General features: G+C 62.4%; 25 protein-coding genes. 3 read left to right on the top strand and 22 right to left on the bottom strand.

Annotated elements, in window-relative coordinates:
- Window positions 1-41: 41 nt before the first annotated feature.
- The 5 genes from serA to glmM all read right to left on the bottom strand — a co-directional run bounded on the left by serA (window position 42) and on the right by glmM (window position 6,534).
- Window positions 42-1,643 (bottom strand): phosphoglycerate dehydrogenase, encoded by a 1,602-nt coding sequence (gene serA / locus EJ079_RS11555; protein WP_127809025.1) that lies wholly within the window; start codon window positions 1,641-1,643, stop codon window positions 42-44.
- A 67-nt stretch (window positions 1,644-1,710) separates the two neighbouring features.
- Window positions 1,711-2,886, bottom strand: coding sequence for a phosphoserine transaminase (locus tag EJ079_RS11550; protein WP_127397218.1), 1,176 nt, complete (start codon window positions 2,884-2,886; stop codon window positions 1,711-1,713).
- A gap of 205 nt (window positions 2,887-3,091) precedes the next feature.
- Window positions 3,092-3,856 (bottom strand): outer membrane protein, encoded by a 765-nt coding sequence (locus EJ079_RS11545; RefSeq protein WP_127267137.1) that lies wholly within the window; start codon window positions 3,854-3,856, stop codon window positions 3,092-3,094.
- Window positions 3,857-4,064: 208 nt separating this feature from the next.
- Complete coding sequence (locus tag EJ079_RS11540) at window positions 4,065-4,910, bottom strand: outer membrane protein (protein ID WP_127809024.1); 846 nt, start codon at window positions 4,908-4,910, stop codon at window positions 4,065-4,067.
- Between the two features lie 271 nt (window positions 4,911-5,181).
- A complete protein-coding gene (glmM, locus tag EJ079_RS11535; protein ID WP_127267139.1) occupies window positions 5,182-6,534 on the bottom strand; it encodes a phosphoglucosamine mutase in 1,353 nt (450 codons plus the stop codon).
- A 367-nt stretch (window positions 6,535-6,901) separates the two neighbouring features.
- Here glmM and EJ079_RS11530 point away from each other — a divergent pair, with 367 nt between their 5' ends.
- Both EJ079_RS11530 and EJ079_RS11525 read left to right on the top strand, forming a co-directional pair.
- Entirely contained in the window at window positions 6,902-7,738 is an 837-nt protein-coding gene (locus EJ079_RS11530) for a hypothetical protein (protein ID WP_127809023.1), read from the top strand.
- A gap of 242 nt (window positions 7,739-7,980) precedes the next feature.
- Window positions 7,981-8,433 carry a hypothetical protein gene (locus EJ079_RS11525; protein ID WP_127397625.1) on the top strand — a complete coding sequence of 151 codons (453 nt, stop codon included), beginning with the start codon at window positions 7,981-7,983 and terminating at the stop codon, window positions 8,431-8,433.
- Between the two features lie 245 nt (window positions 8,434-8,678).
- Here EJ079_RS11525 and ftsH read toward each other — a convergent pair whose 3' ends face one another.
- The 10 genes from ftsH to ybgC all read right to left on the bottom strand — a co-directional run bounded on the left by ftsH (window position 8,679) and on the right by ybgC (window position 19,258).
- Complete coding sequence (ftsH, locus tag EJ079_RS11520) at window positions 8,679-10,607, bottom strand: ATP-dependent zinc metalloprotease FtsH (RefSeq protein WP_023811859.1); 1,929 nt, start codon at window positions 10,605-10,607, stop codon at window positions 8,679-8,681.
- 125 nt (window positions 10,608-10,732) lie between these two features.
- Window positions 10,733-12,127, bottom strand: coding sequence for a tRNA lysidine(34) synthetase TilS (gene tilS, locus EJ079_RS11515; protein WP_127809022.1), 1,395 nt, complete (start codon window positions 12,125-12,127; stop codon window positions 10,733-10,735).
- A gap of 57 nt (window positions 12,128-12,184) precedes the next feature.
- Window positions 12,185-13,294: a tol-pal system protein YbgF gene (ybgF, locus tag EJ079_RS11510; protein WP_127809021.1), complete on the bottom strand. Its 1,110-nt coding sequence runs from the start codon at window positions 13,292-13,294 to the stop codon at window positions 12,185-12,187.
- 223 nt (window positions 13,295-13,517) lie between these two features.
- Window positions 13,518-14,024: a peptidoglycan-associated lipoprotein Pal gene (pal, locus tag EJ079_RS11505; protein ID WP_013529149.1), complete on the bottom strand. Its 507-nt coding sequence runs from the start codon at window positions 14,022-14,024 to the stop codon at window positions 13,518-13,520.
- Window positions 14,025-14,270: 246 nt separating this feature from the next.
- On the bottom strand, window positions 14,271-14,648 hold the full coding sequence (locus tag EJ079_RS11500) for a four helix bundle protein (protein WP_127809020.1): 378 nt from the start codon (window positions 14,646-14,648) through the stop codon (window positions 14,271-14,273).
- A gap of 36 nt (window positions 14,649-14,684) precedes the next feature.
- Window positions 14,685-15,995 (bottom strand): Tol-Pal system beta propeller repeat protein TolB, encoded by a 1,311-nt coding sequence (gene tolB / locus EJ079_RS11495; RefSeq protein WP_127270138.1) that lies wholly within the window; start codon window positions 15,993-15,995, stop codon window positions 14,685-14,687.
- A gap of 43 nt (window positions 15,996-16,038) precedes the next feature.
- Window positions 16,039-17,184: a TonB family protein gene (locus tag EJ079_RS11490; RefSeq protein WP_127809019.1), complete on the bottom strand. Its 1,146-nt coding sequence runs from the start codon at window positions 17,182-17,184 to the stop codon at window positions 16,039-16,041.
- 7 nt (window positions 17,185-17,191) lie between these two features.
- Complete coding sequence (gene tolR, locus EJ079_RS11485; RefSeq protein WP_023811855.1) at window positions 17,192-17,644, bottom strand: protein TolR; 453 nt, start codon at window positions 17,642-17,644, stop codon at window positions 17,192-17,194.
- A 10-nt stretch (window positions 17,645-17,654) separates the two neighbouring features.
- Window positions 17,655-18,365, bottom strand: coding sequence for a protein TolQ (gene tolQ, locus EJ079_RS11480; protein WP_013529145.1), 711 nt, complete (start codon window positions 18,363-18,365; stop codon window positions 17,655-17,657).
- Between the two features lie 422 nt (window positions 18,366-18,787).
- Complete coding sequence (gene ybgC, locus EJ079_RS11475; RefSeq protein ID WP_127809018.1) at window positions 18,788-19,258, bottom strand: tol-pal system-associated acyl-CoA thioesterase; 471 nt, start codon at window positions 19,256-19,258, stop codon at window positions 18,788-18,790.
- 57 nt (window positions 19,259-19,315) lie between these two features.
- On the opposite strand from ybgC, the gene EJ079_RS11470 reads away from it, so the two are divergent.
- Complete coding sequence (locus EJ079_RS11470) at window positions 19,316-20,566, top strand: cellulase family glycosylhydrolase (protein ID WP_127809017.1); 1,251 nt, start codon at window positions 19,316-19,318, stop codon at window positions 20,564-20,566.
- 102 nt (window positions 20,567-20,668) lie between these two features.
- Here the strand turns inward: EJ079_RS11470 and ruvB are convergent, their stop codons facing one another.
- From ruvB to EJ079_RS11435, 7 genes are all read right to left on the bottom strand, one after another.
- On the bottom strand, window positions 20,669-21,706 hold the full coding sequence (ruvB, locus tag EJ079_RS11465) for a Holliday junction branch migration DNA helicase RuvB (protein ID WP_127809016.1): 1,038 nt from the start codon (window positions 21,704-21,706) through the stop codon (window positions 20,669-20,671).
- A gap of 43 nt (window positions 21,707-21,749) precedes the next feature.
- Entirely contained in the window at window positions 21,750-22,370 is a 621-nt protein-coding gene (ruvA, locus tag EJ079_RS11460; RefSeq protein ID WP_127809015.1) for a Holliday junction branch migration protein RuvA, read from the bottom strand.
- Between the two features lie 27 nt (window positions 22,371-22,397).
- Window positions 22,398-22,817, bottom strand: a complete 420-nt coding sequence (locus EJ079_RS11455) for a type II toxin-antitoxin system VapC family toxin (RefSeq protein ID WP_127809014.1) — start codon at window positions 22,815-22,817, stop codon at window positions 22,398-22,400.
- Window positions 22,795-23,064, bottom strand: coding sequence for an AbrB/MazE/SpoVT family DNA-binding domain-containing protein (locus tag EJ079_RS11450; RefSeq protein WP_127268490.1), 270 nt, complete (start codon window positions 23,062-23,064; stop codon window positions 22,795-22,797). Before EJ079_RS11450 ends, EJ079_RS11455 begins: the two co-directional genes overlap by 23 nt.
- 56 nt (window positions 23,065-23,120) lie before the next feature.
- On the bottom strand, window positions 23,121-23,630 hold the full coding sequence (ruvC, locus tag EJ079_RS11445; protein ID WP_127320884.1) for a crossover junction endodeoxyribonuclease RuvC: 510 nt from the start codon (window positions 23,628-23,630) through the stop codon (window positions 23,121-23,123).
- A gap of 75 nt (window positions 23,631-23,705) precedes the next feature.
- A complete protein-coding gene (locus EJ079_RS11440; protein ID WP_127809013.1) occupies window positions 23,706-24,239 on the bottom strand; it encodes a DUF1465 family protein in 534 nt (177 codons plus the stop codon).
- A 450-nt stretch (window positions 24,240-24,689) separates the two neighbouring features.
- Window positions 24,690-25,070, bottom strand: coding sequence for a hypothetical protein (locus EJ079_RS11435; RefSeq protein ID WP_127320882.1), 381 nt, complete (start codon window positions 25,068-25,070; stop codon window positions 24,690-24,692).
- Window positions 25,071-25,208: the final 138 nt, after the last annotated feature.

The raw sequence follows: 25,208 nt of genomic DNA, 5'->3' as shown, positions 1-25,208 counted from the left end.
GGCCGGCCTCAACGAGGGGGTCGGCGACCGCCTGTCCTCGATCACATCGCGTTGATGTCGAACTGCAGCCGCTTGGCCGAGTCGATCGACTTATGCGCCTTGACCTTTTCCAGCACGGCTTCCGGGAACGGCGCGTCGAGATAGAGCAGCGCTATGGCATCGCCGCCCGGCCGGTTGCGGCCGAGCTGGAAGTTGGCGATGTTGACGCCGTTCTCGCCGCAGACGGTGCCGAGCAGGCCGATGATGCCCGGCGCGTCGGCATTGGTGGTGTAGAGCATGTGCTGGCCGACCTCGGCATCGAGGTTGATGCCCTTGATCTGGATGAAGCGTGGCTTGCCATCCGAGAAGCATGTGCCGGCGATCGAGCGCGTCATGTGCTCGGTCTTCACCGTAAGCTTGATGTAGCCGTCGAACACGCCCGTTTTGTCGCGCTTGACCTCGGCGACGATGATGCCGCGCTCCTTCACCATGATCGGCGCCGACACCATGTTGACGTCGGAGACCTGAGGCCGGATCAGCCCGGCGAGTGCGGCGCTGATCAGCGCGCGCGTATTCATCGTCGCGGTGGAGCCGTCGAACAGGATCTCGACCTCCTTGATCGGATCCTCGGTGACCTGGCCGACGAAGGCGCCGAGCACTTCGGCAAGCTTGACGAAAGGCTTCAGCCGCGGCGCCTCCTCGGCGGTGATCGACGGCATGTTGATGGCGTTGGAGACGGCGCCCTTGATCAGATAGTCGGCCATCTGCTCGGCAACCTGGAGCGCGACATTCTCCTGGGCCTCCGTCGTCGAGGCGCCGAGATGCGGCGTCGCCACCACATTCTCCATGCCGAACAGTTCGTTGTTCTCGGCCGGTTCGACCTCGAAGACGTCGACGCCGGCGCCGGCCACCTTGCCGCTCTTCAGCGCCGCGATCAGGTCGGCCTCGACGACCAGCCCGCCACGAGCGCAGTTAATGATGCGCACGCCCTTCTTCATCTTGGCGATCGCCGCGGCATCGATGATGTTGCGCGTCTTGTCGGTCAGCGGCGTGTGCAGGGTGATGAAATCGGCGCGGGCGAACAGTTCGTCGAGCTCGACCTTGTCGACGCCAAGCTCCTCGGCACGGCTGTCCGACAGGAACGGGTCGAACGCGATGACGTGCATCTTGAGGCCAACGCCGCGCGTCGCGACGATCGAACCGATGTTGCCGCAGCCGATGACGCCCAGCGTCTTGCCAGTGATCTCGACGCCCATGAATCGGTTCTTTTCCCATTTGCCGGCATGGGTCGAAGCGTTGGCTTCCGGTATCTGGCGGGCAAGCGCGAAGATCATCGCCACCGCATGTTCGGCTGTCGTGATCGAATTGCCGAACGGCGTGTTCATCACGATGATGCCCTTGCGGCTTGCCGCCGGGATATCGACATTGTCGACGCCGATGCCGGCACGGCCGATGACTTTGAGATTGGTAGCGGCGTTGATCAGTTTTTCGGTGACCTTGGTCGCCGAGCGGATGGCGAGGCCATCATACTGGCCGATCACTTCGGCGAGCTTTTCCTTGTCCTTGCCGAGATCGGGCAGATAGTCGACCTCGACGCCACGATCCTTGAATATCTGCACGGCGGTGGGGGAGAGTTTGTCTGAGACGAGAACGCGGGGCGCCATGGCGGCCTCCTTGAAATGGATTTGATCCTGATGGGAATGGGCGGCCCGAAGGCCGCCGCGAATGATCTCAGGCCGCCGCTTTGAGCGACGCCTTCTGCGCGGCGAAGGCCCAGTCGAGCCAGGGCAGCAGCGCCTCGAGATCCGACGTCTCGACCGTCGCGCCGCACCAGATGCGCAGGCCGGGCGGTGCGTCGCGATAGGCACCGATATCGTAGGCGACGCCTTCCTTGTCGAGCACCGACACCAGCCCCTTGGCGAAAGCCGCCTGCCCCTCGGCGTCGAGCGCGGACACGTCCGGGTCGGTGAAGGACAGGCAGACGGACGTGTTCGACCGTGTCGCCGGCTGGACGGCGAGATGACCGAGCCAGGAGGATTTGCCGACAAAGCGATCGAGGACGGCCGCATTGGCATCCGCCCTGGCGATCAGCGCGTCGAGGCCGCCGGTCGACTTCGCCCAGTTGAGCGCATCGAGGTAATCCTCGACGCACAGCATCGAGGGGGTGTTGATGGTCTCGCCCTTGAAGATGCCTTCGATCAGCTTGCCGCCCGAGGTCAGGCGGAAGATTTTCGGCAGCGGCCATGAAGGCTTGTAGGTCTCCAGCCGCTCGACGGCGCGAGGCGACAGGATCAGCATGCCGTGAGCGCCCTCGCCGCCCAGCACCTTCTGCCAGGAGAAGGTGACGACATCGAGCTTTTCGAAGTCGAGCCTCTGCGCGAATGCGGCGGAAGTCGCATCGCAGACGGTCAGGCCCTTGCGGTCCGCGGGAATGAAATCGCCGTTCGGCACGCGCACGCCCGACGTGGTGCCGTTCCAGGTGAAGACCACATCGCGGTCGAAATCGATCTTGGTGAGATCAGGCAGTTCGCCGTAGCCGGCTTCGATCTTGCGCACGTCGGCGAGCTTCAACTGCTTGACCACGTCGGTGACCCAGCCGGAGCCAAAGCTCTCCCAGGCGACCATGTCGACGCCGCGCTCGCCGAGCAGCGACCACAGCGCCATCTCGACCGCGCCGGTGTCCGACGCCGGCACGATGCCGATGCGGTAACCCGCCGGGACCTGGAGAATTTCCCGCGTCAGCTCGATCGCCTGTTCGAGCTTGGTCTTGCCGATCTTGGCGCGGTGGGAACGGCCGAGCGCGGCATTGTTCAGCGCCTCGACCGACCAGCCGGGACGTTTTGCACAGGGACCTGAGGAAAAATTGGGGTTTGCCGGACGGAGTCCGGGCTTCGTATGCGTCGTCATCGTGGTCTATCCTTCCAGATAGTGGCCCCTCGTTGGGGAGGGGTGGCCCACGGACGGCGATATGCGTTCAGACTTCGGGCGTCAAGAGGAAAGTTTTTGTCGCTGCCGGGATACCGGCGATCCCTGATCAGGATGTCGTGACTTCAGACGCAAACGGCGGACCCCGAAAGATCCGCCGTCTGCGTTTTCGTGCATGCCGTACCTACTACCAAAGATCGTAGCGCAGCCCAAGCTTGACCTGATGATTGCTGATCCCCTTGCGGATCGGATAGGAATCTAGGCTCTCGGCGGCTACATATTCGGCGTCCGGGGCGGAGAAATACTGATAGCCCAGGTCGACGGAAACGTTCTTCGATACCTGATAGGCGAGGCCCGCATTCAGCGTGTAGGCCAGCGAGTACTGGGTCTTGCTGTCACTTACAGCAAAATCGTCCGTGTCGTCGCCATTGTCGGTGAAATAGCTTGCCGACAGGGTGCGCTTGCTGCGGACGATGCCGATACCGGCGCCGAGATAGGGTGTGATGCCGACATAGGTGCCAAGATCGACATAGCCGTTGAGTATGCCCGACAAGGCGTAGTTCTTAAGGGATGCCGACGCCACGGTCGGCTCTGCGGCAGTCGCTGAATCGTCATAGCCGACGCCGATCTCGTTGCCGGGCAGATAGCCGAGATTGAGGTCGGCGCGCAGATAGTCGTTGAAATGGTAGCCGAAGCCGATGCTGGCAAAGATCGGATCTTCCTTGTCGCTGAAGGCTGCGGTTTCGGTGGCGAAATCATGATTGTCGAAGCTCTTCTGCGCCAGATAGGAGACGTCGCCGCGCAGATACCAGCCGGAACCGACCTCGACCGGGACGTAGTCGGGCGCCTGGTCGACATAGATCGGCGGATCGTAGTCGGCCGCGTGCACCGGCGTCAGCGGCAGGAAGGCCAGTGCACCGAGCGCCAGCGCCATACGCGATGTAAGTTTCATGGTCCCCGACTCCCGAATTTGGCGCAGCCCGCAATCGCAGCGGCAGCCATCGTTTCAAGGAGCATTGTTAACCATAGTGGTTAAGTGCCGGTTAAGGCTAACAGAGCGTTAGCGAATTCATTTCCCCTGTCGATTCCAGGCGGCCCAACGAAAAACCGCCCGGCTGAGGCCGGGCGGTTTGTGAAGAATGCAAGTAATGTAGATGCTGTTACTTGGTGTAGATCGGCTCGGGTTCGGGCTGGTAGGCCACGACCGGCGCGGCGCAACCGTTGCTGCCGCCGAACTGATAGCGTAGGCCACCGCGCACTTCGTGGGTATTGAAGCCGTGATCGAAGCCCGGCCCCGCGCTGCTCGTATCAAATTCGAACATGCGGCCGCCCTGGATATGGGAGAAGCGGTAGCCGGCGTCGAGGATGACCTTGTCGGTGAGGCAGTACGAGGCGCCGGCCATGACTGCGTAGGCGAAGCGCCAGTTGGATGCTCCGGGGTTGGTCTCGGTGGTGTTCGGGTCGTAGACGGTATCCCACTTGACCCGGGCACCGCCGATACCGGCGCCGACATAGGGCGTGATGCCGTGCCAGGTGCCGATATCGACATAGGCGTTGGCGAGCAGCAGCAGGGCGCTCATCTTCGACACTTCGGTCGAGGTCGTGGTGGCATCCGAGGTGCCACCATTGAAGTTCGACTTGAACCAATAGTCGGCGGTCAGATCGGTACGGAAGCGGTCGTTGATCTTGTAGCCGACGCCGGCGCCGAGCGAGAAGCCGCCCTTGAGCTTGCCGTAGTCGAAGGACTTGCTGCCGGCGACTCCGACAGGAGGTCCGCAAGGGCAAGGCTCGGCTCCGTAAGTGATGTAGTCAATGTCACCTACCTTCGACTTGTGATAATCGATATCGCCGCGGATATACCAGCCGCCGACCTCGACCGGCTGCTCGTAGATGGCCTGAGGCGGAGCCTCTTCAACCATTGGCTCCGGCAGATCGGCCGCGAACAACGGCCCTGCCAACCCTGCGAACAGGAAGGCGAGCAGGGCCTTTCTTGCTGTCTTGAACATGCTTGTCACCCCTGAGAAGCTCGGAACGGCGAACCCGCCCGAAATGCGATTGGCTTTCAGTCGTGGATAATGAATTGCAAAGGTTAAAAGGCGTTTAACCCTGTTGCTTAACCACGAATCTCGAAACTTCTAGGGATAGGCGCGAGATTTACGGACACCGAACAAAGTGGCGGCTGACAAGAAAAAGCCCGCCGAGGGGCGGGCCTTGGACCGGTTAAGGGAGCGCGGCGCGCCTGGTTGTCAGATCCACGTCCTGCTGGACGCGCTGGGATCAAGCGGCGCTGCGCGTTTCCGAGATGATGTCCACTATGCCATTGACCACGGACTCGACCAGTTGCGGGTCGTCGCCTTCGGCCATCACGCGGATCAGCGGCTCTGTCCCTGATGGCCGGATAACCAGCCGTCCGGTCTTGCCGAGGCGGTTGCGGGCGTCTTCGATGGCGGCCTTGACCGGCGCCTCCTCAAGCGGCTTGCCGCCGGAAATGTGGACGTTCTTCAGGAGTTGCGGCACGGGTTCGAATTTCTTCGACAGTTCGCTGACCGGCCGCCCCTGCCGCTTGATGCAGGCGAGCACCTGCAGCGCCGAGACCAGGCCGTCGCCGGTCGTCGAAAAGTCGGACAGCACGATATGACCCGACTGTTCGCCGCCGACATTCAAGCCATGCGCACGCATATGCTCGACGACATAACGGTCGCCGACCTTGGTGCGGTGCAATTGCAGCTTCATGTCGCCGAGGAAGCGTTCGAGGCCCAGATTGGACATCACGGTTGAGACGACACCACCGCCGGCAAGCCGCCCGCTCTGGTGCCAGGATTCGGCGATCAGCGCCATGATCTGGTCACCATCGACGATCGCGCCGTTTTCATCGACGATAACGACACGATCGGCGTCGCCGTCGAGCGCGATGCCGATGTCGGCGCGCACTTCGTGCACCTTCTTTTGCAGGCCGGCCGGATGGGTCGAGCCGCATTCCTTGTTGATGTTGAAGCCGTTGGGCTCGACATTGATGGCGACGACTTCGGCGCCCAGTTCCCACAGCGCCTCGGGCGCCACCTTGTAGGCCGCGCCATTGGCGCAATCGACAACGATCCTCAAGCCAGCGAGCGACATCGAGCGCGGCAAGGTGCGCTTGGCGAATTCGATGTAGCGGTCATGCACCCCGTCGACGCGCTTGGCGCGGCCAAGCCCGTCGGAATCGGCGAGCGCCAGTTCGATATCCTTGTCGAGCATGCTCTCGATGCGCTCCTCGATTTCGTCGGAGAGCTTGTAGCCGTCGGGTCCGAACAGCTTGATGCCGTTGTCGTAATAGGGGTTGTGCGAGGCCGAGATCATGACGCCGATATCGGCGCGCAGCGAACGCACCAGCATGGCGACAGCCGGCGTCGGGATCGGGCCGAGCAGGAACACGTCCATGCCGGCGGCACAAAGACCGGCGACCATGGCATTCTCGATCATATAGCCGGAAAGCCTGGTGTCCTTGCCGAGCACGACACGATGTCGATGGCTGCCGCGCTGGAAGGAAAGGCCGGCGGCCATGCCGACCCGCATAGCGATTTCAGCCGTCATCGGAAACTTGTTGGCGCGTCCGCGAATGCCGTCGGTGCCGAAATAATTCCCTGCCATGCTAGTCAGCTTCCTCGACGTTTCTTCCCCGGCACGTCATGCCACAATTGGCCAGGGCGCTATGATCACATTGTGTGATTGTACGTTACCAATCCTTAGAAAACCATTGTTGTGCACTGCACACATGTGGCCGCAACCTGACATGCCCAGACTGCCATGTTGCAATATACAAGTCATGCGAGCCTTTCAGCGCGGATGCACGAGGAAAATCTTGCTCTGAACCAGACAACGGACAACGATTTCATCACCTTATCGGGAGAAACCGGTTTTCGGCGATATATACGCCACTTAGCATCTGGCGCAACCGCCCGTTGAGCGATATTGATCTGCAGGGACGTCTCATGGGCTGCTGCAACGGAGAAACGCTATGCTCATCCACCGACTTGCCACTTTGACCGGCCTCGCCGTCGCGACCTTGTTCCTGGCCGCGCCAGCCAACGCACTGACGATGGCCGAGTGCAGCACGAAATACAACGCCGCCAAGGATGCGGGGACACTCGCCGGCGCGACCTGGAACCAGTTCCGCAAGGCTCAGTGCGGCACCGACGCCGCCGCGACGACCGACGCCAAGCCGGCCGATACCAAGAAGGCTGCCGAGACGAAGCCGGCCAAGGCGGCCAAGGCTGCCGCCGCTGCGGACGACAGCACGGCCAAGGGCCTGACGGCGAAGGAATGCAGCACCAAATACCAGGCGGCGAAGGCTGCCGGCACGCTGAACGGCATGAAGTGGAACGACTTCCGCAAGTCCGAATGCGCCGCCGGTGCATCCGCCGCTGCCGCCGCCAAGCCGGCAACCACCAAGGCTGCCGCGGCCCCCGCCGACGGCAAGGGTCTGAGCATGGCCGAATGCAGCACCAAGTATCAGGCCGCCAAGACGGCCAACACGCTGAAGGGCATGAAGTGGAACGACTTCCGCAAGACCGAATGCGGCGCCGGCGCATCGGATGACGACACGGTGCCGGCCGCCGACGAGGCCAGCTACACCAAGGAGCCGGCGAAGCCGACGACGGCTGCGCCCAAGGGCGTCAAGTTCCCGTCCGCGATCTCGGCGAAATATGCCAGCGAGACCCCCGGAAAGGGCCGCATGCACACCTGCCTCGACCAGTACTATGTCCTCAAGGACGCCAACGCGCTCGGCGGCCTGAAGTGGATCCAGAAGGGCGGCGGCTTCTACAGCCTGTGCAATGCCAAGCTGAAGGGCTGATCGCTTAGCCATAGTCTCCAAACAAAGGCCCGCGCATCGCAAGATGCGCGGGCCTTTTTTGTTGCGCGAAGACGCACACTGCCTTGCTCGCATCTGCATGTCGCCGGGCTGTCGGCATCATCAATTCGCCTACACTGCCCACCGCCAAGCTCATCGGTAGCCCGTAAAGATTCTGGTTGAACATATCAAGAACAAACCATATACAAAAAGACGTCAAACTTATTATCAACCAGGAGGGTCTTATGCACGGTTTGAGATTGGCGGTATTGGCTGCGACCGCATTTGTCGCTTGGAGCGTCGCCCCCGCAAGCGCACTGACGATGAAGGAATGCGGCGAGACCTATCGAACAGCCAAGGAAGGCGGCACTCTGAACGGCATGGACTGGACGGCTTTTCGCAAGGAGAAGTGCGCGACATCAGCAGCGGACAGTGTCAGCGAGGATACGGTCAAAACCGAGCCGCAGACGAAAAAGGAAACCAGCGCGGCGGTCGCCCCCACTGTAGCGCCCGCGGGCGTGACATTCCCGACCACGCTGGCCGCCGAGTTCAAGACCGAAAAGCCCGCGAAGGCGCGCATGAAGACCTGTCTGCAGGGCTACCATGGCAACAAGGACGCGGGCACGTTGAACGGCCTTCGCTGGATCCAGAAGGGCGGCGGTTATTACAGCCTGTGCAATGCCAAGCTGAAGAGCTGAGCGACAAGACATCTGAAGAAGAGAAGGTCTGCGAACCGCAGGGTTCGCGGGCCTTTTTGTTGCCTTCGAGGGCACGCCAGCGGCGACGTTGCCAATCTCCCCCTTGCGGGGAGATTAGCTATCACCTTGGCTTTCGCCAATCGTCACCGTCGCAGATGCGAGGTCGCGGACAACTCCTCCCCAACGCCAAAAACAAAAAACGCCGCGGAGCAAGCCGCGGCGTTCGATGAAATCAGTGGTCAAGCTCAACTCGATGGCTGCGGTTCCATGCCGCCTTCGGGCTCAGGACCCTTCTTTCGCCGGCCGCCGGACTTCGGCACGGCCGAGCCACGGCTGGGCGGCGTGTCGTCGCCAAGGTCGCGCGCGGGCTTGTGGCCGGCGATCAACTGCTTGATCTCCTCGCCGGACAGCGTCTCATATTCCAGCAGGCCCTGTGCCAGCGCGATCCATTCCTTCTTCTTCTTGGTCAGGATGGACTTCGCCGACGAATAGGCCTCGTCGATCAGGCGGCGCACTTCGGCGTCGATGATCTGCGCCGTTTCTTCCGAGACGTTCTGCGTGCGCGCCACCGAATGGCCGAGGAACACTTCTTCCTGGTTGTCGCCATAGGCGACATGGCCGAGCTTGTCGGAAAAGCCCCAGCGCGTGACCATGGCGCGGGCCAGCTTGGTCGCCTGCTCGATATCCGAAGAGGCGCCGGAGGTGATGTTCTCCTTGCCGAACTTGAACTCCTCGGCGACGCGGCCGCCCATCATGATGGCGAGACGCGAGATCATGTATTTGTAGCTCATCGAATAGCGGTCGCCTTCGGGCAACTGCATGACCATGCCGAGCGCGCGACCGCGTGGAATGATCGTGGCCTTGTGCAGCGGATCGGCCGATGGCACGTTGAGCGCGAGAATGGCGTGGCCGGCCTCATGGTAGGCGGTCAGCTCCTTCTCGGCCTGGGTCATGGCCGACGAGCGGCGCTCGGCGCCCATCATGATTTTGTCCTTGGCGTCCTCGAATTCGGCCATGGTGACGAGGCGCTTGTTGCGCCGTGCCGCCATCAGCGCGGATTCGTTGACGAGGTTCATCAGATCGGCGCCGGAAAAGCCCGGCGTACCGCGCGCGATCACCTTGAGGTCGACATTGGGCGCCAGCGGCACGTTGCGCACATGCACCTTGAGGATCTTCTCGCGGCCGACGATGTCAGGGTTCGGCACCACGACCTGGCGGTCGAAGCGGCCTGGCCTGAGCAGGGCGGGGTCAAGCACGTCGGGCCGGTTGGTGGCGGCGATCAGGATGATGCTTTCATTGGATTCGAAGCCGTCCATCTCGACCAGCAGCTGGTTCAGCGTCTGCTCGCGTTCGTCGTTGCCACCGCCGAGGCCGGCGCCGCGATGACGGCCGACAGCGTCGATTTCGTCGATGAAGATGATGCAGGGTGCGTTCTTCTTGGCCTGGTCGAACATATCGCGGACGCGGCTTGCACCAACGCCTACGAACATCTCGACGAAGTCAGAACCGGAAATGGTGAAGAACGGCACATTGGCTTCGCCGGCAACCGAGCGGGCGAGCAGCGTCTTGCCGGTTCCCGGAGGGCCGACGAGCAGCACGCCGCGCGGAATCTTGCCGCCGAGCCGCTGGAATTTCTGCGGATCGCGCAGGAACTCGACGATCTCTTCCAGATCTTCCTTGGCTTCGTCGACGCCGGCAACATCCTGGAAGGTGACGCGGCCATGCGCTTCGGTGAGCAGCTTGGCCTTCGACTTGCCAAAGCCCATCGCGCGGCCGGAGCCGGACTGCATCTGGCGCATGAAGAATATCCAGACGCCGAGTATGAGGATCATCGGCAGCCAAGAGATCAGATAGCCGAACAGCGAATTGGAACCGTCTGTTTCAGGCCGCGCATTGATGGTGACGTTCTTGTCCTGCAGCCGCGAGACCAGCGAAGGATCGCCGGGCGAATAGGTCTGGAAGCCGCTGGCATTGTCGGTGTAGGTGCCGCTGATGCGGGCGCCCGCGATGGTTACCGTCTTGACCCGGCCCGCCGCGACATCCTGCAGGAACTGCGAATAAGGCACATCGCTGGAAGCCCCTCGCGTCTGCGGCGTCTGGAACAGATTGAACAGGGCTATGAGCAGGACCGCTATGATCGCCCAGAGCGCGAGGTTGCGATAGTTCGGATTCATCAATTGTCCCGTTGGTGTCCGCGGGGCGGACACGCGTCATGAGAGGAAACTTGCGCCTAACATAGGGAGAGCACCTCCCCTTGCCAAGCATAACAGCACGTCTGGGTTAAGCTTTCGCGCAACCATCAGCCGGCACTATGGCCGCTGAAAGGCAAGGGCGGGACCGGGGCCGCGCCAATCAGCCCGGCGACGGCCTGCGCCGGCGCCAGGTCGAAGGAAGGCAGGAAGCGGGCAAAGGGGGTAACGACCGGCCGCACTTCCATCATCGCAGACTTCAGTCCATATCCAGGCAAACCAAGGCATTCCCCGGCGTGCCACAACGCCGGTTCGGCCGCGAGCGCGGCGCGCATCAGGCTCGGCGGGGCTTTTCCTTGGCCCGTCGCCAGCCGCTTCGCCGCTGCCGTGCCTAGCGGGGCAATCAACAATGCGCTGCTGCTGTCGTTCAATGTGATGCGCCGGCGGCCATCCCACAGGGTGCTGCCAGTAAGGGTTGCGGCGGCGGGCAGGCCGCGCGCCTCGCGGCGCAGGAAGATGCCGGAGCGCCGGGAATCGACAACCGTCCGCGACAATGTGGCGCAAAGAAATCCAGCCCTCAGCCGACCGAACAGAGCCTCGCTGCGGGCCTGATCCGGTAGGAAGGCAATTCCGCCGGTCATGGCCAGCAGGATACGCAACGCATAGACGGCCGCTCGCTCGTCGCCTGTGTTCAGCAAGAGCGGATCAAGACGAATGAGCCCGCAGGACAGCCTGGTCGCGAAATCGCCGATCAAACTTGCGGCGGCGAGGCCGAGTTGACTGCGCGCGCGGCCCTCATGCGCGGCCAGCGCCAGTGCATCGTCGATGCGCTGCGCACCGTTGCTGTCGGCAAGGGCGGCCCGCACACGCGGCCGCTCGAAGGCCGCGTCGATATTGGTGGGGTCGTCGGCCCAGCCGACATTCTCACGCCGCAGGACGTCGCGCAGCGCCTCGCGCCGCAACCCGAGAAGCGGCCGAACAATCCACTCGCGCCAGTCATACAAGGTGGCCGGCGCCATGCCGGCAAGTCCCCGGCCTGCCATTTCGGCATGGCCTTGGCCCCCGTCCCGCGCCAATCCTTCTTCGCGCGCTTGCCGCATCAGCACCGTCTCTGCCTGGTCATCGGCGGTATGGCCGGTGAGGATCAGGCCGATGCCTTCAGCTTGTGCCGCCTCGGCCAGCAGCCGGTAGCGCACCTCGCGAGCAGCCGCGGGCAGGCCGGTCGATGGCTTGGGGCCCGACCATGTCAGGATGCGGTGTGAAATTCCGAATCTGGCGCACAGCTTCGCCACTGTTTGCGCTTCCGCAGCCGAACCGGACCGCAAACCGTGGTCGATCGTTACCGCCAGCAGCCTGGTTGCCGGCGCCTTACGGTCGAGATGGTGTCTGAGAAGAAGGAGCAGGGCGGTCGAGTCGCTGCCGCCGGACACGGCCGCAACAGCGCCGCTGGTAAAATCGATATGCGAAAAAGGGTTAGTCGAAAGGTCCGGCTCGGTGTCGAGCATAATGCATGTCGCCCAAAAGTGATCCCGGTTTCAGGACAACGACATGTAGGACAAGGATCAGCAGGCAGCCAGAGCCTTCTCCTGCTTGACGCGTTCCTTGAGCGCACTGGAAATATCAGGGTAACGCTTGCCGACCTCGCTGAAGGTGGCACAGGCAACGTCATGCTGCTTGAGGCCGACCAGCGACACGCCGAGCTTCAGCAACATGTCGGGAGCTTTCTTGGCCTTGGGGTAGTCCTTGCTGGCGGCAAGGAACGTCTCGGCCGCGTCGCGGTATTTCTGCTGGCCGAGCAATGACTCGCCCAGCCAGTAATGCGCGTCCGCCGCCTTCGCATCCCTTGGGAAGCGGGCGATGTGGTCGCGAAAACCCTGCTCGGCGGTGCCGTAGTCGCCCGAGAGGATGAACTGGTAGGAGTTGCGGTAAAGCTCTTCCGGGTTGTTGGTGGCGGGCAACGCCGCGACCACCGTATCGGATTTTCCGGCCTTGGGCGCCGCCCCGGCGACTGGCGCGGTGTCCTGCGCCGGCGCGGTCGATTGCGTGTTGCCGCCGGCATCGATCACATTGCCGTTCTTGTCGACGGTGATGGTGCCGAAATTCTTTTCCGGCGCTCCCGTACCGGGAATAACCTTTCCGGGGTTGCCGTCGGGAGATTCGACGATGACATCCTCGACCGTCTTGCCGCCTGCCGACTGATCGTTGGCGGGCGCGGCGCCGGCATCGGCCGGCGCCCGTATCGCCGGGGCCGCCGCCACATCGTTGTCGGTGCCGGTGGTGGCGTCCGATTTCTTCTGCGCCGGCGGCTGCCCGCCTTGCGTGCCGCCGCCTTCCAGCTGCTGGAAGCGGAATTCATTGTCTTCCTGCTGCTTGCGGATCTGCTCCTGCATCTGCAGGACCTGGAAATTGAGTTCCTCGATCTTGCCGTTCATCTGCCGCAGCTGCTCTTCCAGGCTGGTGACAGCGGCAGGATCGGATTGCACCAGCTGAACCTGGTCCGGTTTCTTCTTTTGACCGAAAAGGTTGGGCAATTCGACACTGGGAAGATGGAAGGTAAAGCCGCTGTCGGTTGATTGCCCCGTGCCGCTCGCCCCGGTGCCGCTAGCCAGGGCGGTGATGCCTGATAGGAGCAGCAGCGCAAGCGTGCCGCTCAGAACCGATCTCAAATGCATGTGCCTCTCGCAGTGATTTCGTTAGCTTGTTCGCGCCTTCCAATCAGAATGGGACCAGCCAAGCGCCCTCGGCTCATAGCAGGAGCCGAGACTTCGGCCAAATTTTGTTTCGAGCGTCCGGATATGAAAAAGGCGGCCCCAGGGCCGCCTTTCGCACAGGTATGTTGCATTTTTACCGCTAGACGGCCGCCGTTCTTGACGCGCCGGTCGGCTGCGTGATGCTTCAGGAGCCAGCGCCGCTAAGCGTGGTGACCGCGCGGCGGTTCTGCGACCAGCAGGAGATGTCGTCGCAAACCGCGACCGGACGTTCCTTGCCGTAGGAAATGGTCTTGAGACGGCTGGCCGAGACGCCCTTGGCGACAAGGAAGTCACGGGTGGCGGCGGCGCGGCGGGCGCCGAGCGCCAGATTGTATTCACGTGTGCCGCGTTCGTCGGCATGACCTTCGACGACGATGGCATACTGCTTGTACTGGTTCAGCCACTGCGCCTGGCGCGAGAGCGTCGTCTGAGCGTCGGCACGGATCGAGGTCGAGTCCGTATCGAAGAAGATGCGGTCGCCAATGTTGACGGTGAAGTCCTGCGCCGAACCGGGTGTTGCGGCGCCGGCGCCGTTAAGGCCAAGATCGGCCGCGTTGTTCGGCGTCTTCTTCGAGGCGCAACCTGCGATGGCGAGCATCGCCACCAGCGCGATCATGACCGGGTTTCTGGTAAGTGCTGCAATACGGCCCATGCCGCCTCTCCTTCGTATTTCGAGTGATCTAATTTGAGTGATTTCGTTGATCACCCAGTAACCACGTTTGGGTTAACCGGCATTCAAGAAACACGGTTAAATTTTGGTTTAAGCTGCCCGTCCGCAGCCGTTTTGGCCTGAAGCCACATTTCACGCGGACCCTAGGCGTAAATACGGCCAAAACGCGACAAAGAGATGGAAATGAGGAATTGAAGAGTTGGGGAATTGAGGAACTGAAGAGAGAATTCACTTCAGCTTTTCTCTCAGATTGATCAGCATGCCGTAGATATGCGCATAGGATCGCAGCCAATCGTCGTGTTGTGCCTGGCTGATGTATCCAAGGTCGAACGCATAGGAAATCCACGTCTCCACCTCGCTGCATGACCCCATTGCCATCGAAATGAACCGCGCGAATTCGGGTTTGGAGTGAGTCTGCTTGGCAAATCCTTCAGCCAAATTGGCGCAGATTCCTTTGCTGGAGCGACGCAACTGATCAGCCAGTGCGTATTGCTCCATTTTCGGGAAAGCGAGCGTAGCTTTATGGACGTCAAGAGAAACCACATAAGCGCGCTTATATACCTCTAGATCCTTCGCGCGATTAATGTAGCCGCCCGCCTTCTCCATTCTTCAGTTCTTCAATTCCCCAGTTCCTCAATTCCTCTATTCAAGCAGCGGCGACCAGGCCGGGTCCGAAGCGAAGTTCGCCGTCGGGATCGATTGCTCGTTGCGTCCGGTCAGATCGACCGAAACCAGTTTGGGCCCACCGGCGGAATCGCGGAAGAACATCAGCACGCGGCCGTTCGGCGCCCAGGTCGGCCCCTCCTGCTGGAAGCCGGAGGACAGGATGCGCTCGCCCGAGCCGTCGGTCTTCATGACGCCGATCTGGAATTCGCCGCCGGTCTGCTTGGTGAAGGCTATGAGGTCGCCGCGCGGCGACCATACCGGTGTCGAATAGACGCCGTCGCCAAAGGAGATGCGGGTCTGGCCCGAGCCGTCGGCGCCCATCACGTAGATCTGCGCGCGGCCGCCACGGTCGGAGGTGAACACCACCTTGCTGCCGTCGGGCGAATAGGACGGCGAGGTGTCGATGGCGGTCGAGTTGGTCAGCCTCGTCGTCGAGCGGCTGCGCAGGTCCATGGCGAAGATGTTGGAATTGCCGTCGTCGCGCAGCAGGCTCATGATGACTTTCTGGCCGTCGGGCGAAAAGCGCGGCGCAAAGGTCATGCCCGGGAAATTGCCGACCAGTTCGCGCTGGCCGGTCTCGATCTGCAGCAGATAGACCCGCGGCTGGCCGCTTTCATACGACATATAGGTGATTTCCTGCCGGTTCGGCGAGAAACGCGGCGTCAGCACGATCGACCTGCCGTCCGAGAGATAGCGCACATTGGCGCCGTCCTGGTCCATGATCGCGAGGCGCTTCTTGCGCGCATTCTTGGCGCCGGATTCGTCGATGAAGACGACGCGGGTGTCGAAATAGCCTTTTTCGCCGGTCAGCCGCTCATAGATGGCGTCGGCGATGATGTGGGCGACACGCCGCTGATTGGCGTCGTTGGCGAAGAACTGCTCGCCGGCCATCTGCTGGCCGGCAAAGGTATCCCACAACCGGTACTGGGCGCGGATGCGGCCGTCGGCTTCCTTGCTGACGCTGCCGGTGACCAGCGCCTGCGCGTTGATCACCTTCCAGTCGTCGAAGCGCGGTGCTGCATCGGGGTTGGTGATCTTCTCGATAAAGGCGCTCTTGTCGATCGGAGCGAACAGACCCGAACGCTTCAAATCGGCGGTGACGATCTGCGAAATCTGCGCCCCAAGCGCGTCGCCGCCCTGGAAATCCGTGATGGCGATCGGCAGCGGCTCGACATTGCCCTTGTTGACGTTGAGCTCGACCAGCGCCAGCGCCGGCAACGTGCTGGCAGCGGTCATGCCCATCGCCATTGCTGCGACCATCAGGAGCGGCTTGAGGATTGATTTCATGTCTTCTCGCTTCTCGTACTGATTTCCGGATACGCGGGCCGCCTTAGAGGCCCAGCATCTCCCTTGGATCGAAGGTGACGCGGACGTCGGCCCAGATGTCCTGCTTGCCGGCGGGAACCTGCAGGCCGGTGACATCGCATTTTTGCACCGCACGAACGGCACTTTCGTCGAACTGGCGGTTTCCGCTCGACGTTTCGACCGCCGGGCGTCCATCCAGCTTGCCGGAGGCATCCAGGTTGAACCGCACCACGACGACGAAGTTCTCGGAACCTTCAAGGCCCGCGGGAAGGGTCCAGCAGCCGCCAAGCTGGCTTTCCAGGGCACCCATTTCGGACCTGGAAAGCTTCTGGCCCTGATCCTTGTCGCCGCCGAGCGACGCCTGCTGGGTCGAGCGCTTGGCGCCGCCGCCGGATGGTTTCTGCTTGTCTAGGAGCGCCGAAATCTCGTCGGCGTTGAATTGCTTGTCGTCGGACTTCGGCTTCGACGACGCTTCCTTGACCGGCTTGTCGGCGTTCTTGCGTTCCGGCGCCTTGGCGCTTTCGGCCTGCGCCGGCTGCGGCTTCGGCCGCGCTTCCGGCGCGGGAGCGGAATCCGGCAGCTGCGTCGCCTCGGCGGGCGGCTCCTGCGCTATGGCTTCAGCGACGGCGTCGGGCGTCGGATCGATGGCTGCGGTCTTGTCCTGCGGTGGCGGGGTTGGCGCCGGCTTGGCCGGTGTCGGCTTGGGGTCGGCCTGCTTGACCGGCTCGGGCTTAACCTCTTCCTTGGGCGTCGGCGCCGGCGCCACTTCCGTTGCCGGGGTGGGCTTAGGCTTTTCCTGCGGCTTCGGCACGTCCTCGGGCTTCGGCTTTTCGATCGGGGTCGGCGCGGGCGGCGGAGCCGAGGTCATGTCGACGGGCTTCGGCTTGGCTTCCGGCGTTATCGGCTTGTCGGTGTCGACGCTGTTCTCGCCGACCTTCTGCGCGTCCGGAACGATGTCCGGGCGCTGCGTCGGCACGGGTGCCGGTTTTTCATGCATCACGGCCTTCTTGTCGCCCTGCAACGTCTGCGCAATGGCTTCCATGGGCACGATATCGACCGCGACCGACTCGACGTCGGACGACGGAAGTGCCGCCGGCGCCGTCAGCGTGAACAGGCCGAAGGTCAGCGCCGCCGCATGCAAGATCACCGATGTGGTGAGGCCGGTCTTCATCGCGCGTCTATTGGTCCTGTTCCTGCAGTGAAACCAGGCCGATGTTCTTGTAGCCAGCGGCCGAAATGCGGGCCATCACCTTCATCGCCGTACCATAGTCGGTGGACTTGTCGCCGCGGATGAAGATGCGCTCCTCATAGCCGGTCTTCGAGATCGCCTGCAGCTTGGCCACCAGCTCCTCGATCGGGATCTCGGTTTCCTGCAGATAGATCTGGCCGGCGGCGTTGATCGAGACGGTGATCGGCTGCGTGTCGGCATTCATCGCCTTGGCCTGCGTATCCGGCAGGTCGATCGGCACGCCGACCGTCAGCATCGGTGCGGCGACCATGAAGATGATCAGCAGCACCAGCATCACGTCGACCATCGGCGTGACGTTGATCTCGGACATCAGTGCATGGTGACGGCCGCGCCGCCTGTGGCCGCGCCCGCCCCGTCCTCCCATGCCCATGGACATACCCATCTGCTACTCCTCAGGCCTTGGGGGCCACTTTTTCATCGATTTGGCGCGAGAGTATGGCGGAGAACTCGTCGGAGAACCCTTCCATGCGCACGGCTATCTTGCTCGCGTCGGACGACAACTTGTTGTAGGCGATGACGGCCGGAATGGCGGCCAGCAGGCCGATGGCCGTCGCCAGCAGCGCTTCGGCAATGCCGGGCGCAACCACCGCGAGACTGGTGTTCTTGGAGCCGGCGATCGCCTGGAATGAGGTCATGATGCCGATGACGGTGCCGAACAGGCCGATGAAAGGTGCCGCCGAGCCGGTGGTGGCGAGGAAACCTAGGCGGCCTTCCAGCTTTTCCATCTCGCGGGTCAGCGCTAGGTCCATCGCCTTGTCGATGCGGGTCTGCAGGCCGAGCGGCGACTTGGCGCCCTTCTCGAAACTCTTCTTCCACTCGCGCATGGCCGCGACGAAAATGGCGCCCATGCCGGTTGTCTTGCGATCGGCGAGCGTGCGGTAAAGCTCTTCCAGCGACTGCCCCGACCAGAACACCTGTTCGAACCGGTTGAGCGCCAGCCGCATACGGGCATAGGAAACCAGCTTGTCGACGATGATCGCCCAGGTCCAGACCGAGGCGCAGAGCAGGCCGATCATGACCAGCTTGACCACCCAGCTGGCCGAAACGAACAGCGACCAAACCGACAATTGCGCGCCCGGGTCGGCGAGTGCGATATTTTCCATCGTTACGTCCTTAAGATTTTCCGGGCGAAGCTGGCGGCTGGCCCCTGGCATCCCTTGTGGTCGGTTCGCACGAAGCTACCGGAACAACCCCAAACTGTGCCATCATCGGCCTTTTCGGGGCAAATATTGGTGAAAGGAAGGCGTTCGATAACGCCAATCTTCACCAATCTCTTCATGAACCGTTATGGTTAAGGATGGGTTAGTATATAAGGCGCGGCGCATTGCCACGCCCAATGGCAAGGCCATCAATTCAATGGCTGCGCCTAGGGTGTGCTGAGATTCAGGTCAGGCCGAGCCGAAAACGGTAGATTCCGAGAACCGGAGCGGAGCGTACTTTTCGTACGTGAGCACAGTTCTACCGCGATGCGGTAGAACGGGGAAGCGCAGGAAGCTGCTGTTTGCAGGCCGGCATCACCTGAATATCAGCGCACCCTCGGCATGAATGCCGCCACCCATTCCCTGGGAAAACGCCTTGGGCGGCCATTCTCACCGATGATCGCCGCCTCGACCTTGGCCTCGACCAGCAGTTCGTCGCCACGCTTGAGCTGCTGCGCCATGAAGATGCGCGCACCGGAAATCTCGTCGGTGCGGGTGTCGACCGTCAGGATGTCGTCGATACGGGCGGGGCCGCGAAAGTCGATCTCCATGCGCCGCACCACCCAGACTATTCTTTCGCCATGCTTGCCATCGGCAAGCTCTGTGTGGTGCACGCCGGTCAGCCGGAGATAGTCGGAGCGACCGCGTTCGAAGAATTCGAGATAGCGCGCATGGTAGACGACGCCGGAGAAATCGGTGTCGGCATAATAGACCCGCGCCATCAGCCGGTGGCCGAACGTGGTCAGCGCGCCGGAAAGCCCGGCCAGCAGCGTCGCCGATTCACCATGATCGCCCATTGCACTTCCTTTTTCAGCCCCGACGAGGCACCAGTTTCCCGCGGAACATAACATCGGATGGCACTGTTGACGGCGATGATCAAGAGTTTGACGGCGGCGCTGTTCGTGCTCGTGGCTTTGGCGCTGCCTGGCCAGGCCGCAACATTCTCGATGAAGCGCGGCCTCAACCTCGACCAATGGGTCACATGGCCCGGCGAAGACCAGTGGGGCGACGCCAAAGCCATCCTACCCTATCCGGAATGGCGCAAATTCCTTGGGGAGAACGACCTCAAGGCACTGAAGGACGCCGGCTTCGATTTCCTGCGCATGCCGGTCGATCCATCGCCCTTCCTGTCCGACCAGACCGTGACCTTGCGTGACGATCTCTATGCCGGCGTGCTGGACTCCGTGCGCATGATCAACCGCGCCGGCCTGAAGGTTATCGTCGACATGCACCTGATCCCGGCCGGCGGCAGCCGCAAGATCGGCATGGCGCAAGTGATGGACGACCCGCGGACCTTCGACGCCTATCTCGAGATGGTCCGCAAGATGGCCCGCACGCTGGCCGGCGAAAATCCCGCCCAGGTCGCTTTTGAGCCAATGAACGAACCAATCGTCGACTGCGACAGCGACGGCACCAGCCTGTGGCCGGACCGCCAACGCAAACTGTTCGCCGCGGCGCGATCCTCGGCGACGAAACTGACATTAGTGCTGACCGGCGCCTGCTACTCCGCCGCGAGCTCGCTGGAGAAGATCGATCCCAAGACGATCCCTGACGACAATGTCATCTGGACGTTCCACTCCTATGATCCGTTCCTGCTCACCCATCAGGGCGCGACCTGGGCCGGCGACTTCATCCCCTATGTGACTGGCCTGCCCTATCCGTTGACCGCGGTGCCCAAGGCACAGCTCGACGTGACGCTCGACACCATCCGCGCCAGGATCAAGGCCGAGGCCCCGTGGACACGGCAGAGCGGCCTGCTTGCCTATCTCGACGAACAGGTCGCCAGCATGGACAGTCCCGACAAGTTGCTGGGCCTCATGGATGCGCCGTTCAAAAAGGTCGAGGCATGGGCGAAGGCCAACGGCATCAGGCCCGAAAACATCACGCTGGGCGAGTTCGGCATGATCCGCCAGGAATATGGCAATTCCTATGTGATGCCCGCCGGGTACCGGGCCGCCTATGTCAGGGACATGATCGGGCGTGCCGAAGCACATGGCTTCTCATGGTCGGTGTGGAGTTATGGCGGCGCCTTCGGCATCGTCGACGCCTTCAATGGCGACAAGGCCGAGCCGGATGTGATGGACGTGATCCGCGGGCTGCATTGATCGCTCAGCCAAGATCGACCGAGAAGATTCCGGGCGCATTCAAAAAACGTACCGACGCAGTGCTGAGCCAATACCCGAGACGACGGGCGGCGCACTGGAAAATTACTCTTCCTGGAACAGGTTGATCTGCTGCTGCGCCAGATCCTTCGGCGCGTCGAGGCCGAGATGGCGCCAGGCATTGGCCGTCAGCATGCGGCCGCGCGGTGTGCGCTGGATGAAGCCCTGCTGGATCAGATAGGGCTCGATGATGTCCTCGATGGCGTCGCGCGGCTCGGACAGGCCGGCGGCGATCGTCTCGATGCCGACCGGCCCGCCGCCGAAATTGCGCGCGATCATGCTGAGATACCGCCGGTCGAGCGCGTCGAGGCCGAGCGCATCGACTTCCAGCCGGGTCAACGCCTCGTCGGCGATCTTGCGGTCGATGTGGCCGTCGCCGGCCACCGAGGCGAAATCGCGCACGCGGCGCAAGAGCCGGCCGGCGATGCGTGGCGTGCCGCGCGCACGCCGCGCGATTTCCAGCGCACCGTCGTCGCCGAGCGGCATCTGCAGGATGCGCGCGCCGCGCCGCACGATCTGCTCCAGCTCCTCGACCGTGTAGAAATTGAGCCGTACCGGAATGCCGAAACGGTCGCGCAAGGGATTGGTCAGCAGGCCGAGCCGCGTGGTGGCGGCAACCAGGGTGAAGCGGGCGAGGTCGATCTTGACCGAGCGCGCCGCCGGTCCCTCGCCGATGATCAGGTCGAGCTGGAAATCCTCCATCGCCGGATAGAGGATTTCCTCCACCGCCGGGCTCAGCCGGTGGATCTCGTCGATGAACAGCACGTCGCCTTCCTCGAGATTGGTCAGCAGGGCGGCAAGATCGCCCGCCTTGGCGATGACCGGACCCGAGGTCGAGCGGAAATTGACGCCGAGTTCGCGCGCCATGATCTGCGCCAGCGTCGTCTTGCCGAGACCGGGCGGCCCGACGAACAGCACATGGTCGAGCGCCTCGTTGCGGCCCTTGGCGGCCTCGATGAACACTTTGAGATTGGCCCGCACCGCCGCCTGGCCGACGAAATCGTCGAGCGTCTGCGGCCGCAAGGTCTGCTCGGCATCCTCGCCGCGTTTTTCCGGCGCAATCAGGCGGGGCGACAGGCTCATGACGCCTTCCTTGCACACGGCAAGGAGCTGAACAAGCGACAGTTCACCGCGCCAGTTCCTTCAGCCCGAAGCGGATCAGCTTTGGCGCATCGGCATCCTCGCCCGCCGTCTTCAGCGCCGCCGCCACAGCATTGGCGGCGGTGTCGCGCGAATAGCCGAGATTGACCAGCGCCGAGACCGCGTCGGTGATGGGCGCGGATGCCACGCCGTCGCCGAGTTCCTGTTTCAGGCCGATGGTGCCCGAGGCGGTTCCGGCATAGGCCGGCGCCTTGTTCTTCAACTCGGTGACGATGCGCTCGGCCACTTTCTTGCCGACGCCGGGCGCGCGCGAAACCATGGCGATATCGCGCAGCGCAATGGCGTTGGCGAGATCCGCCGGCGCCAGCGTCGACAGGATGGCCAGCGCCACCTTGGCGCCGACGCCCGGAACATTGTTCATCAGCAGCCGGAACCACTCGCGTTCCAGCACCGACTGGAAGCCGTAGAGGCGCAGCATGTCCTCGCGCACATAGGTCTCGATAAACAGCACCACCGCTTCGCCCGGCGAAGGCAACGCCGCCAGCGTGCGCACCGAACAATAGGCGACGTAGCCGACGCCATGGATGTCGACGAGGCAATGATCCTCGTCGACCTCGTCGAGCGTGCCCTTGAGCTTGCCGATCATGCCAGACCTTTCATGGAAGATGGGCTCTCATGGGTGCGTCTCAGGAGAGATGATGTCGAGCTCCGGGAAGTAACTGCGGTAACGAGCAGCGTCGCGGGTCAAAAGACGATGTCCAGCGACGGTCGCGTGAGCGCCGATAAAGAAATCGGGCAAGGTTCTTTCCCTGACGCCACCGGCCCGGCGATAGCGGGAATGCGTGACGCCGGCAAGGAACGCCGCGTCCCAAGATACAAGTTCGCGATCCATTCCAAGCATGTCGACTGCTTTTCGAAGCGCCGTTTCCGTCGCAATCAGCGGCGCCAACTCGGACCAGACGATCGTGTTGACCACCAACGCGCCGTCGCGGCGGCAGGAGGCGATTGCCGATGCCGACCATCCTTTCATCGGTCCGGCTGGCCCCCAAACATCGATCAGGACATTTGTGTCAATCAACGTCGAGATCTTCACGCGGCCCCCTCAACCACTCCATGTACTGATCGGTGGTCATGCCTCCCAAATCCAACGTCCCCTCCATCTGGTCGAGGACATCGCTGAACCTGCGCAATTTCTCTTCCTGGGAGAGGTTCTCGTTGACGGCAACCAGCCGAACACCCTCGTCGGTGGCCACGAACTCCACCTCGGAGCCCGGGGCGATGCCCAGACGGTCCCTTATCGGCTTGGGGATTGTGACTTGCCCCTTGGTGGTCACGCGCATGGTAATACCTCTGCGGTATTACTTATCCCTGCAGCGTGAACAAGTCAAGAACATAGCTAGCCGGCCAGCGCCATCCTGTAGGCCACGCTCTGCCGGTGATGCGCGTGGCAGATGGCGATGGCCAGTGCATCAGCGGCATGTTCGGTATCGAAGACGGCTTTCGGCAACAGCACCTTCACCATCATGTGGATCTGCTTCTTGTCGCCATGGCCGACGCCGATCACCGCCTTCTTCACCGCGTTGGGCGCATATTCTGCAACGACAAGCCCCGCACGCGCCGGCACCAGCATGGCGATGCCACGCGCCTGGCCGAGCTTCAGCGTTGCCACCGCGTCCTTGTTGACGAAGGTCTGTTCGACCGCCGCCTCGTGCGGCATCGCGCTGTGCAGGATTTCGGCGAGCCCGTCATGCAGCTGGCACAGCCGCGTTGCCAGCGCCGCCTTATCCTCGGACTTCACGGTCCCGGAAGCAATGAAGCGCAGCGAATTGCCGAGGCTTTCGACGATGCCCCAGCCGGTGCGTCGAAGCCCAGGATCGATACCGATGATGCGAATCGCTTCCGCCATTTGCCGACTTTACCTCCGGCCCACAGCGATGCCAGCGAAATGTGAACAAACCGGAAACAGAAGACAGACCGGGGTCTAACCCCGAGCGAAAGCCGTGTTGAGCAGGCTGATCTGGTCGGAAACTGGATTGAGGCGGCGAGCCATCGGTTGCATGTCGACCACGGCCCCGGAGCCATAGATCTCCTCGTCCATGCGGCGCACCAGTGCTTGGAGGCGCAGCGAGCGGGTGACGAGATCGAGGAAATCCTCGGGCAGCTCGGCCCAGCCGCCGGCTTCATCATGGGCGGAAGCGGTGTCGAGGCGCACCTTGGACTTTTCCGACGCGACCTGGTCGCGGGTCATCTCGCCGGAATTGGCGGCGCGCTGCAAAAGCAGCCAGGACGCAACCTGCATCAGCCTGGTGGTCAGCCTCATCGATTCGGCCGCATAGAGCGTGGCGCCCAGCCGCGACAGTTTCTTTGCCTCGGCCCGGCCCTTGCCGTCGAGATATTCGGCGGCCTGTTCGACCAGACCCATGCCTTCCTGGTAAAGCGGCTTGAAGGATTGCGAGAAAACCCGGCGCTCCGCCAGCTTGACGGTTTTCGCACTGCCCTTCGAAGGCTCGTTCATTGATACGCCCCTGCACTTGCAACCGGCCGATTCGGCTTCCTGCCGATACACCCGGAACCCTATCTGACTGAAGCTTGAAAATGCGCTTCGTCACCGGCGAAGGCAAGCACATGTTTAACAGAAGGTTAACGGCGAGCCACCATTGGGCGGCCCCGCTGAGATGCGGACAAAAAAGAGAAATGAAGACAAAAAAAGAGCCGCGGATAAGGCGGCTCTCAGGAGTTTAACAGGGAGGCGTCAAACAAAGTGGCTCCAACCACTCGGTAAGAATCCAGATCACTGGATGAACATAGTAAACACCTGTAAAGCTTAATGAAGCCTTAACGGCGCGGATGTTTTTTGGCCGAACGCCGCCATACTGTGCCGTAACAGGACAGCATTTCCGGCCTCAGGCTAGCTCAGGCTGTCCTCCAGATCGCCGGCACAGCCTCACCTTACCTCAGGTCCAGCTCAGGCCGTCCTCCAGACGGCCGGCAGCGCGATGAAGGCGAACAGCAGCATGGCTGCGTAGAAGCCCATCGAAGAGGCCGCCACCAGTGGTTCGATCGCGGCATTGCCGGCAAGCAGGAAGTAGAGGCCGATCAGCAGGCCGATGCCGCTGATTGCAGTCAGCCAGAAATGAACGGTGGCGAGTGTCTTTTGCCCGATGGCAGGGAACAAATGGTAGAAGAAGGCGAAGACCGCCGACATCAGCCATCCGGCCACCATCGTGTGGGCGTGAGTCGGCATCTGGCCGTGATCCTGGCTGATCGACATGTGCAGGCCGAGCGCCATGCCGCACAGCGAATAGATGACGGCCAGTGTGAAGAAATTCCGTGCTACCCCTTGCATGTCTGTCCCCCGAATTGCCTTTTCCCGTTTGCGGGAATGGGTTGATCGTCAGACGACTTTTGTCGCCACCGGGCTCCCGGCGTCGGCGCATTAGCATCAGCGATGTTTCCGGACGATGTCGCGCCAACCCCTCCCGAC

Origin of the sequence: Mesorhizobium sp. M7A.F.Ce.TU.012.03.2.1, from assembly GCF_004006095.1 — a bacterium.
GTDB lineage: Bacteria > Pseudomonadota > Alphaproteobacteria > Rhizobiales > Rhizobiaceae > Mesorhizobium.
Note: the sequence above shows the minus strand (reverse complement) of the source record. Positions and strands in the feature narration are given on the sequence as shown.

What these genes read in the sequence shown, in the direction of transcription:
- serA (WP_127809025.1), bottom strand. Translation starts at nt 1,643, where the DNA reads ATGGCGCCCCGCGTTCTCGTCTCAGACAAACTCTCCCCCACCGCCGTG.
- EJ079_RS11550 (WP_127397218.1), bottom strand. Translation starts at nt 2,886, where the DNA reads ATGACGACGCATACGAAGCCCGGACTCCGTCCGGCAAACCCCAATTTT.
- EJ079_RS11545 (WP_127267137.1), bottom strand. Translation starts at nt 3,856, where the DNA reads ATGAAACTTACATCGCGTATGGCGCTGGCGCTCGGTGCACTGGCCTTC.
- EJ079_RS11540 (WP_127809024.1), bottom strand. Translation starts at nt 4,910, where the DNA reads ATGTTCAAGACAGCAAGAAAGGCCCTGCTCGCCTTCCTGTTCGCAGGG.
- glmM (WP_127267139.1), bottom strand. Translation starts at nt 6,534, where the DNA reads ATGGCAGGGAATTATTTCGGCACCGACGGCATTCGCGGACGCGCCAAC.
- EJ079_RS11530 (WP_127809023.1), top strand. Translation starts at nt 6,902, where the DNA reads ATGCTCATCCACCGACTTGCCACTTTGACCGGCCTCGCCGTCGCGACC.
- EJ079_RS11525 (WP_127397625.1), top strand. Translation starts at nt 7,981, where the DNA reads ATGCACGGTTTGAGATTGGCGGTATTGGCTGCGACCGCATTTGTCGCT.
- ftsH (WP_023811859.1), bottom strand. Translation starts at nt 10,607, where the DNA reads ATGAATCCGAACTATCGCAACCTCGCGCTCTGGGCGATCATAGCGGTC.
- tilS (WP_127809022.1), bottom strand. Translation starts at nt 12,127, where the DNA reads ATGCTCGACACCGAGCCGGACCTTTCGACTAACCCTTTTTCGCATATC.
- ybgF (WP_127809021.1), bottom strand. Translation starts at nt 13,294, where the DNA reads ATGCATTTGAGATCGGTTCTGAGCGGCACGCTTGCGCTGCTGCTCCTA.
- pal (WP_013529149.1), bottom strand. Translation starts at nt 14,024, where the DNA reads ATGGGCCGTATTGCAGCACTTACCAGAAACCCGGTCATGATCGCGCTG.
- EJ079_RS11500 (WP_127809020.1), bottom strand. Translation starts at nt 14,648, where the DNA reads ATGGAGAAGGCGGGCGGCTACATTAATCGCGCGAAGGATCTAGAGGTA.
- tolB (WP_127270138.1), bottom strand. Translation starts at nt 15,995, where the DNA reads ATGAAATCAATCCTCAAGCCGCTCCTGATGGTCGCAGCAATGGCGATG.
- EJ079_RS11490 (WP_127809019.1), bottom strand. Translation starts at nt 17,184, where the DNA reads ATGAAGACCGGCCTCACCACATCGGTGATCTTGCATGCGGCGGCGCTG.
- tolR (WP_023811855.1), bottom strand. Translation starts at nt 17,644, where the DNA reads ATGGGTATGTCCATGGGCATGGGAGGACGGGGCGGGCGCGGCCACAGG.
- tolQ (WP_013529145.1), bottom strand. Translation starts at nt 18,365, where the DNA reads ATGGAAAATATCGCACTCGCCGACCCGGGCGCGCAATTGTCGGTTTGG.
- ybgC (WP_127809018.1), bottom strand. Translation starts at nt 19,258, where the DNA reads ATGGGCGATCATGGTGAATCGGCGACGCTGCTGGCCGGGCTTTCCGGC.
- EJ079_RS11470 (WP_127809017.1), top strand. Translation starts at nt 19,316, where the DNA reads ATGGCACTGTTGACGGCGATGATCAAGAGTTTGACGGCGGCGCTGTTC.
- ruvB (WP_127809016.1), bottom strand. Translation starts at nt 21,706, where the DNA reads ATGAGCCTGTCGCCCCGCCTGATTGCGCCGGAAAAACGCGGCGAGGAT.
- ruvA (WP_127809015.1), bottom strand. Translation starts at nt 22,370, where the DNA reads ATGATCGGCAAGCTCAAGGGCACGCTCGACGAGGTCGACGAGGATCAT.
- EJ079_RS11450 (WP_127268490.1), bottom strand. Translation starts at nt 23,064, where the DNA reads ATGCGCGTGACCACCAAGGGGCAAGTCACAATCCCCAAGCCGATAAGG.
- ruvC (WP_127320884.1), bottom strand. Translation starts at nt 23,630, where the DNA reads ATGGCGGAAGCGATTCGCATCATCGGTATCGATCCTGGGCTTCGACGC.
- EJ079_RS11440 (WP_127809013.1), bottom strand. Translation starts at nt 24,239, where the DNA reads ATGAACGAGCCTTCGAAGGGCAGTGCGAAAACCGTCAAGCTGGCGGAG.
- EJ079_RS11435 (WP_127320882.1), bottom strand. Translation starts at nt 25,070, where the DNA reads ATGCAAGGGGTAGCACGGAATTTCTTCACACTGGCCGTCATCTATTCG.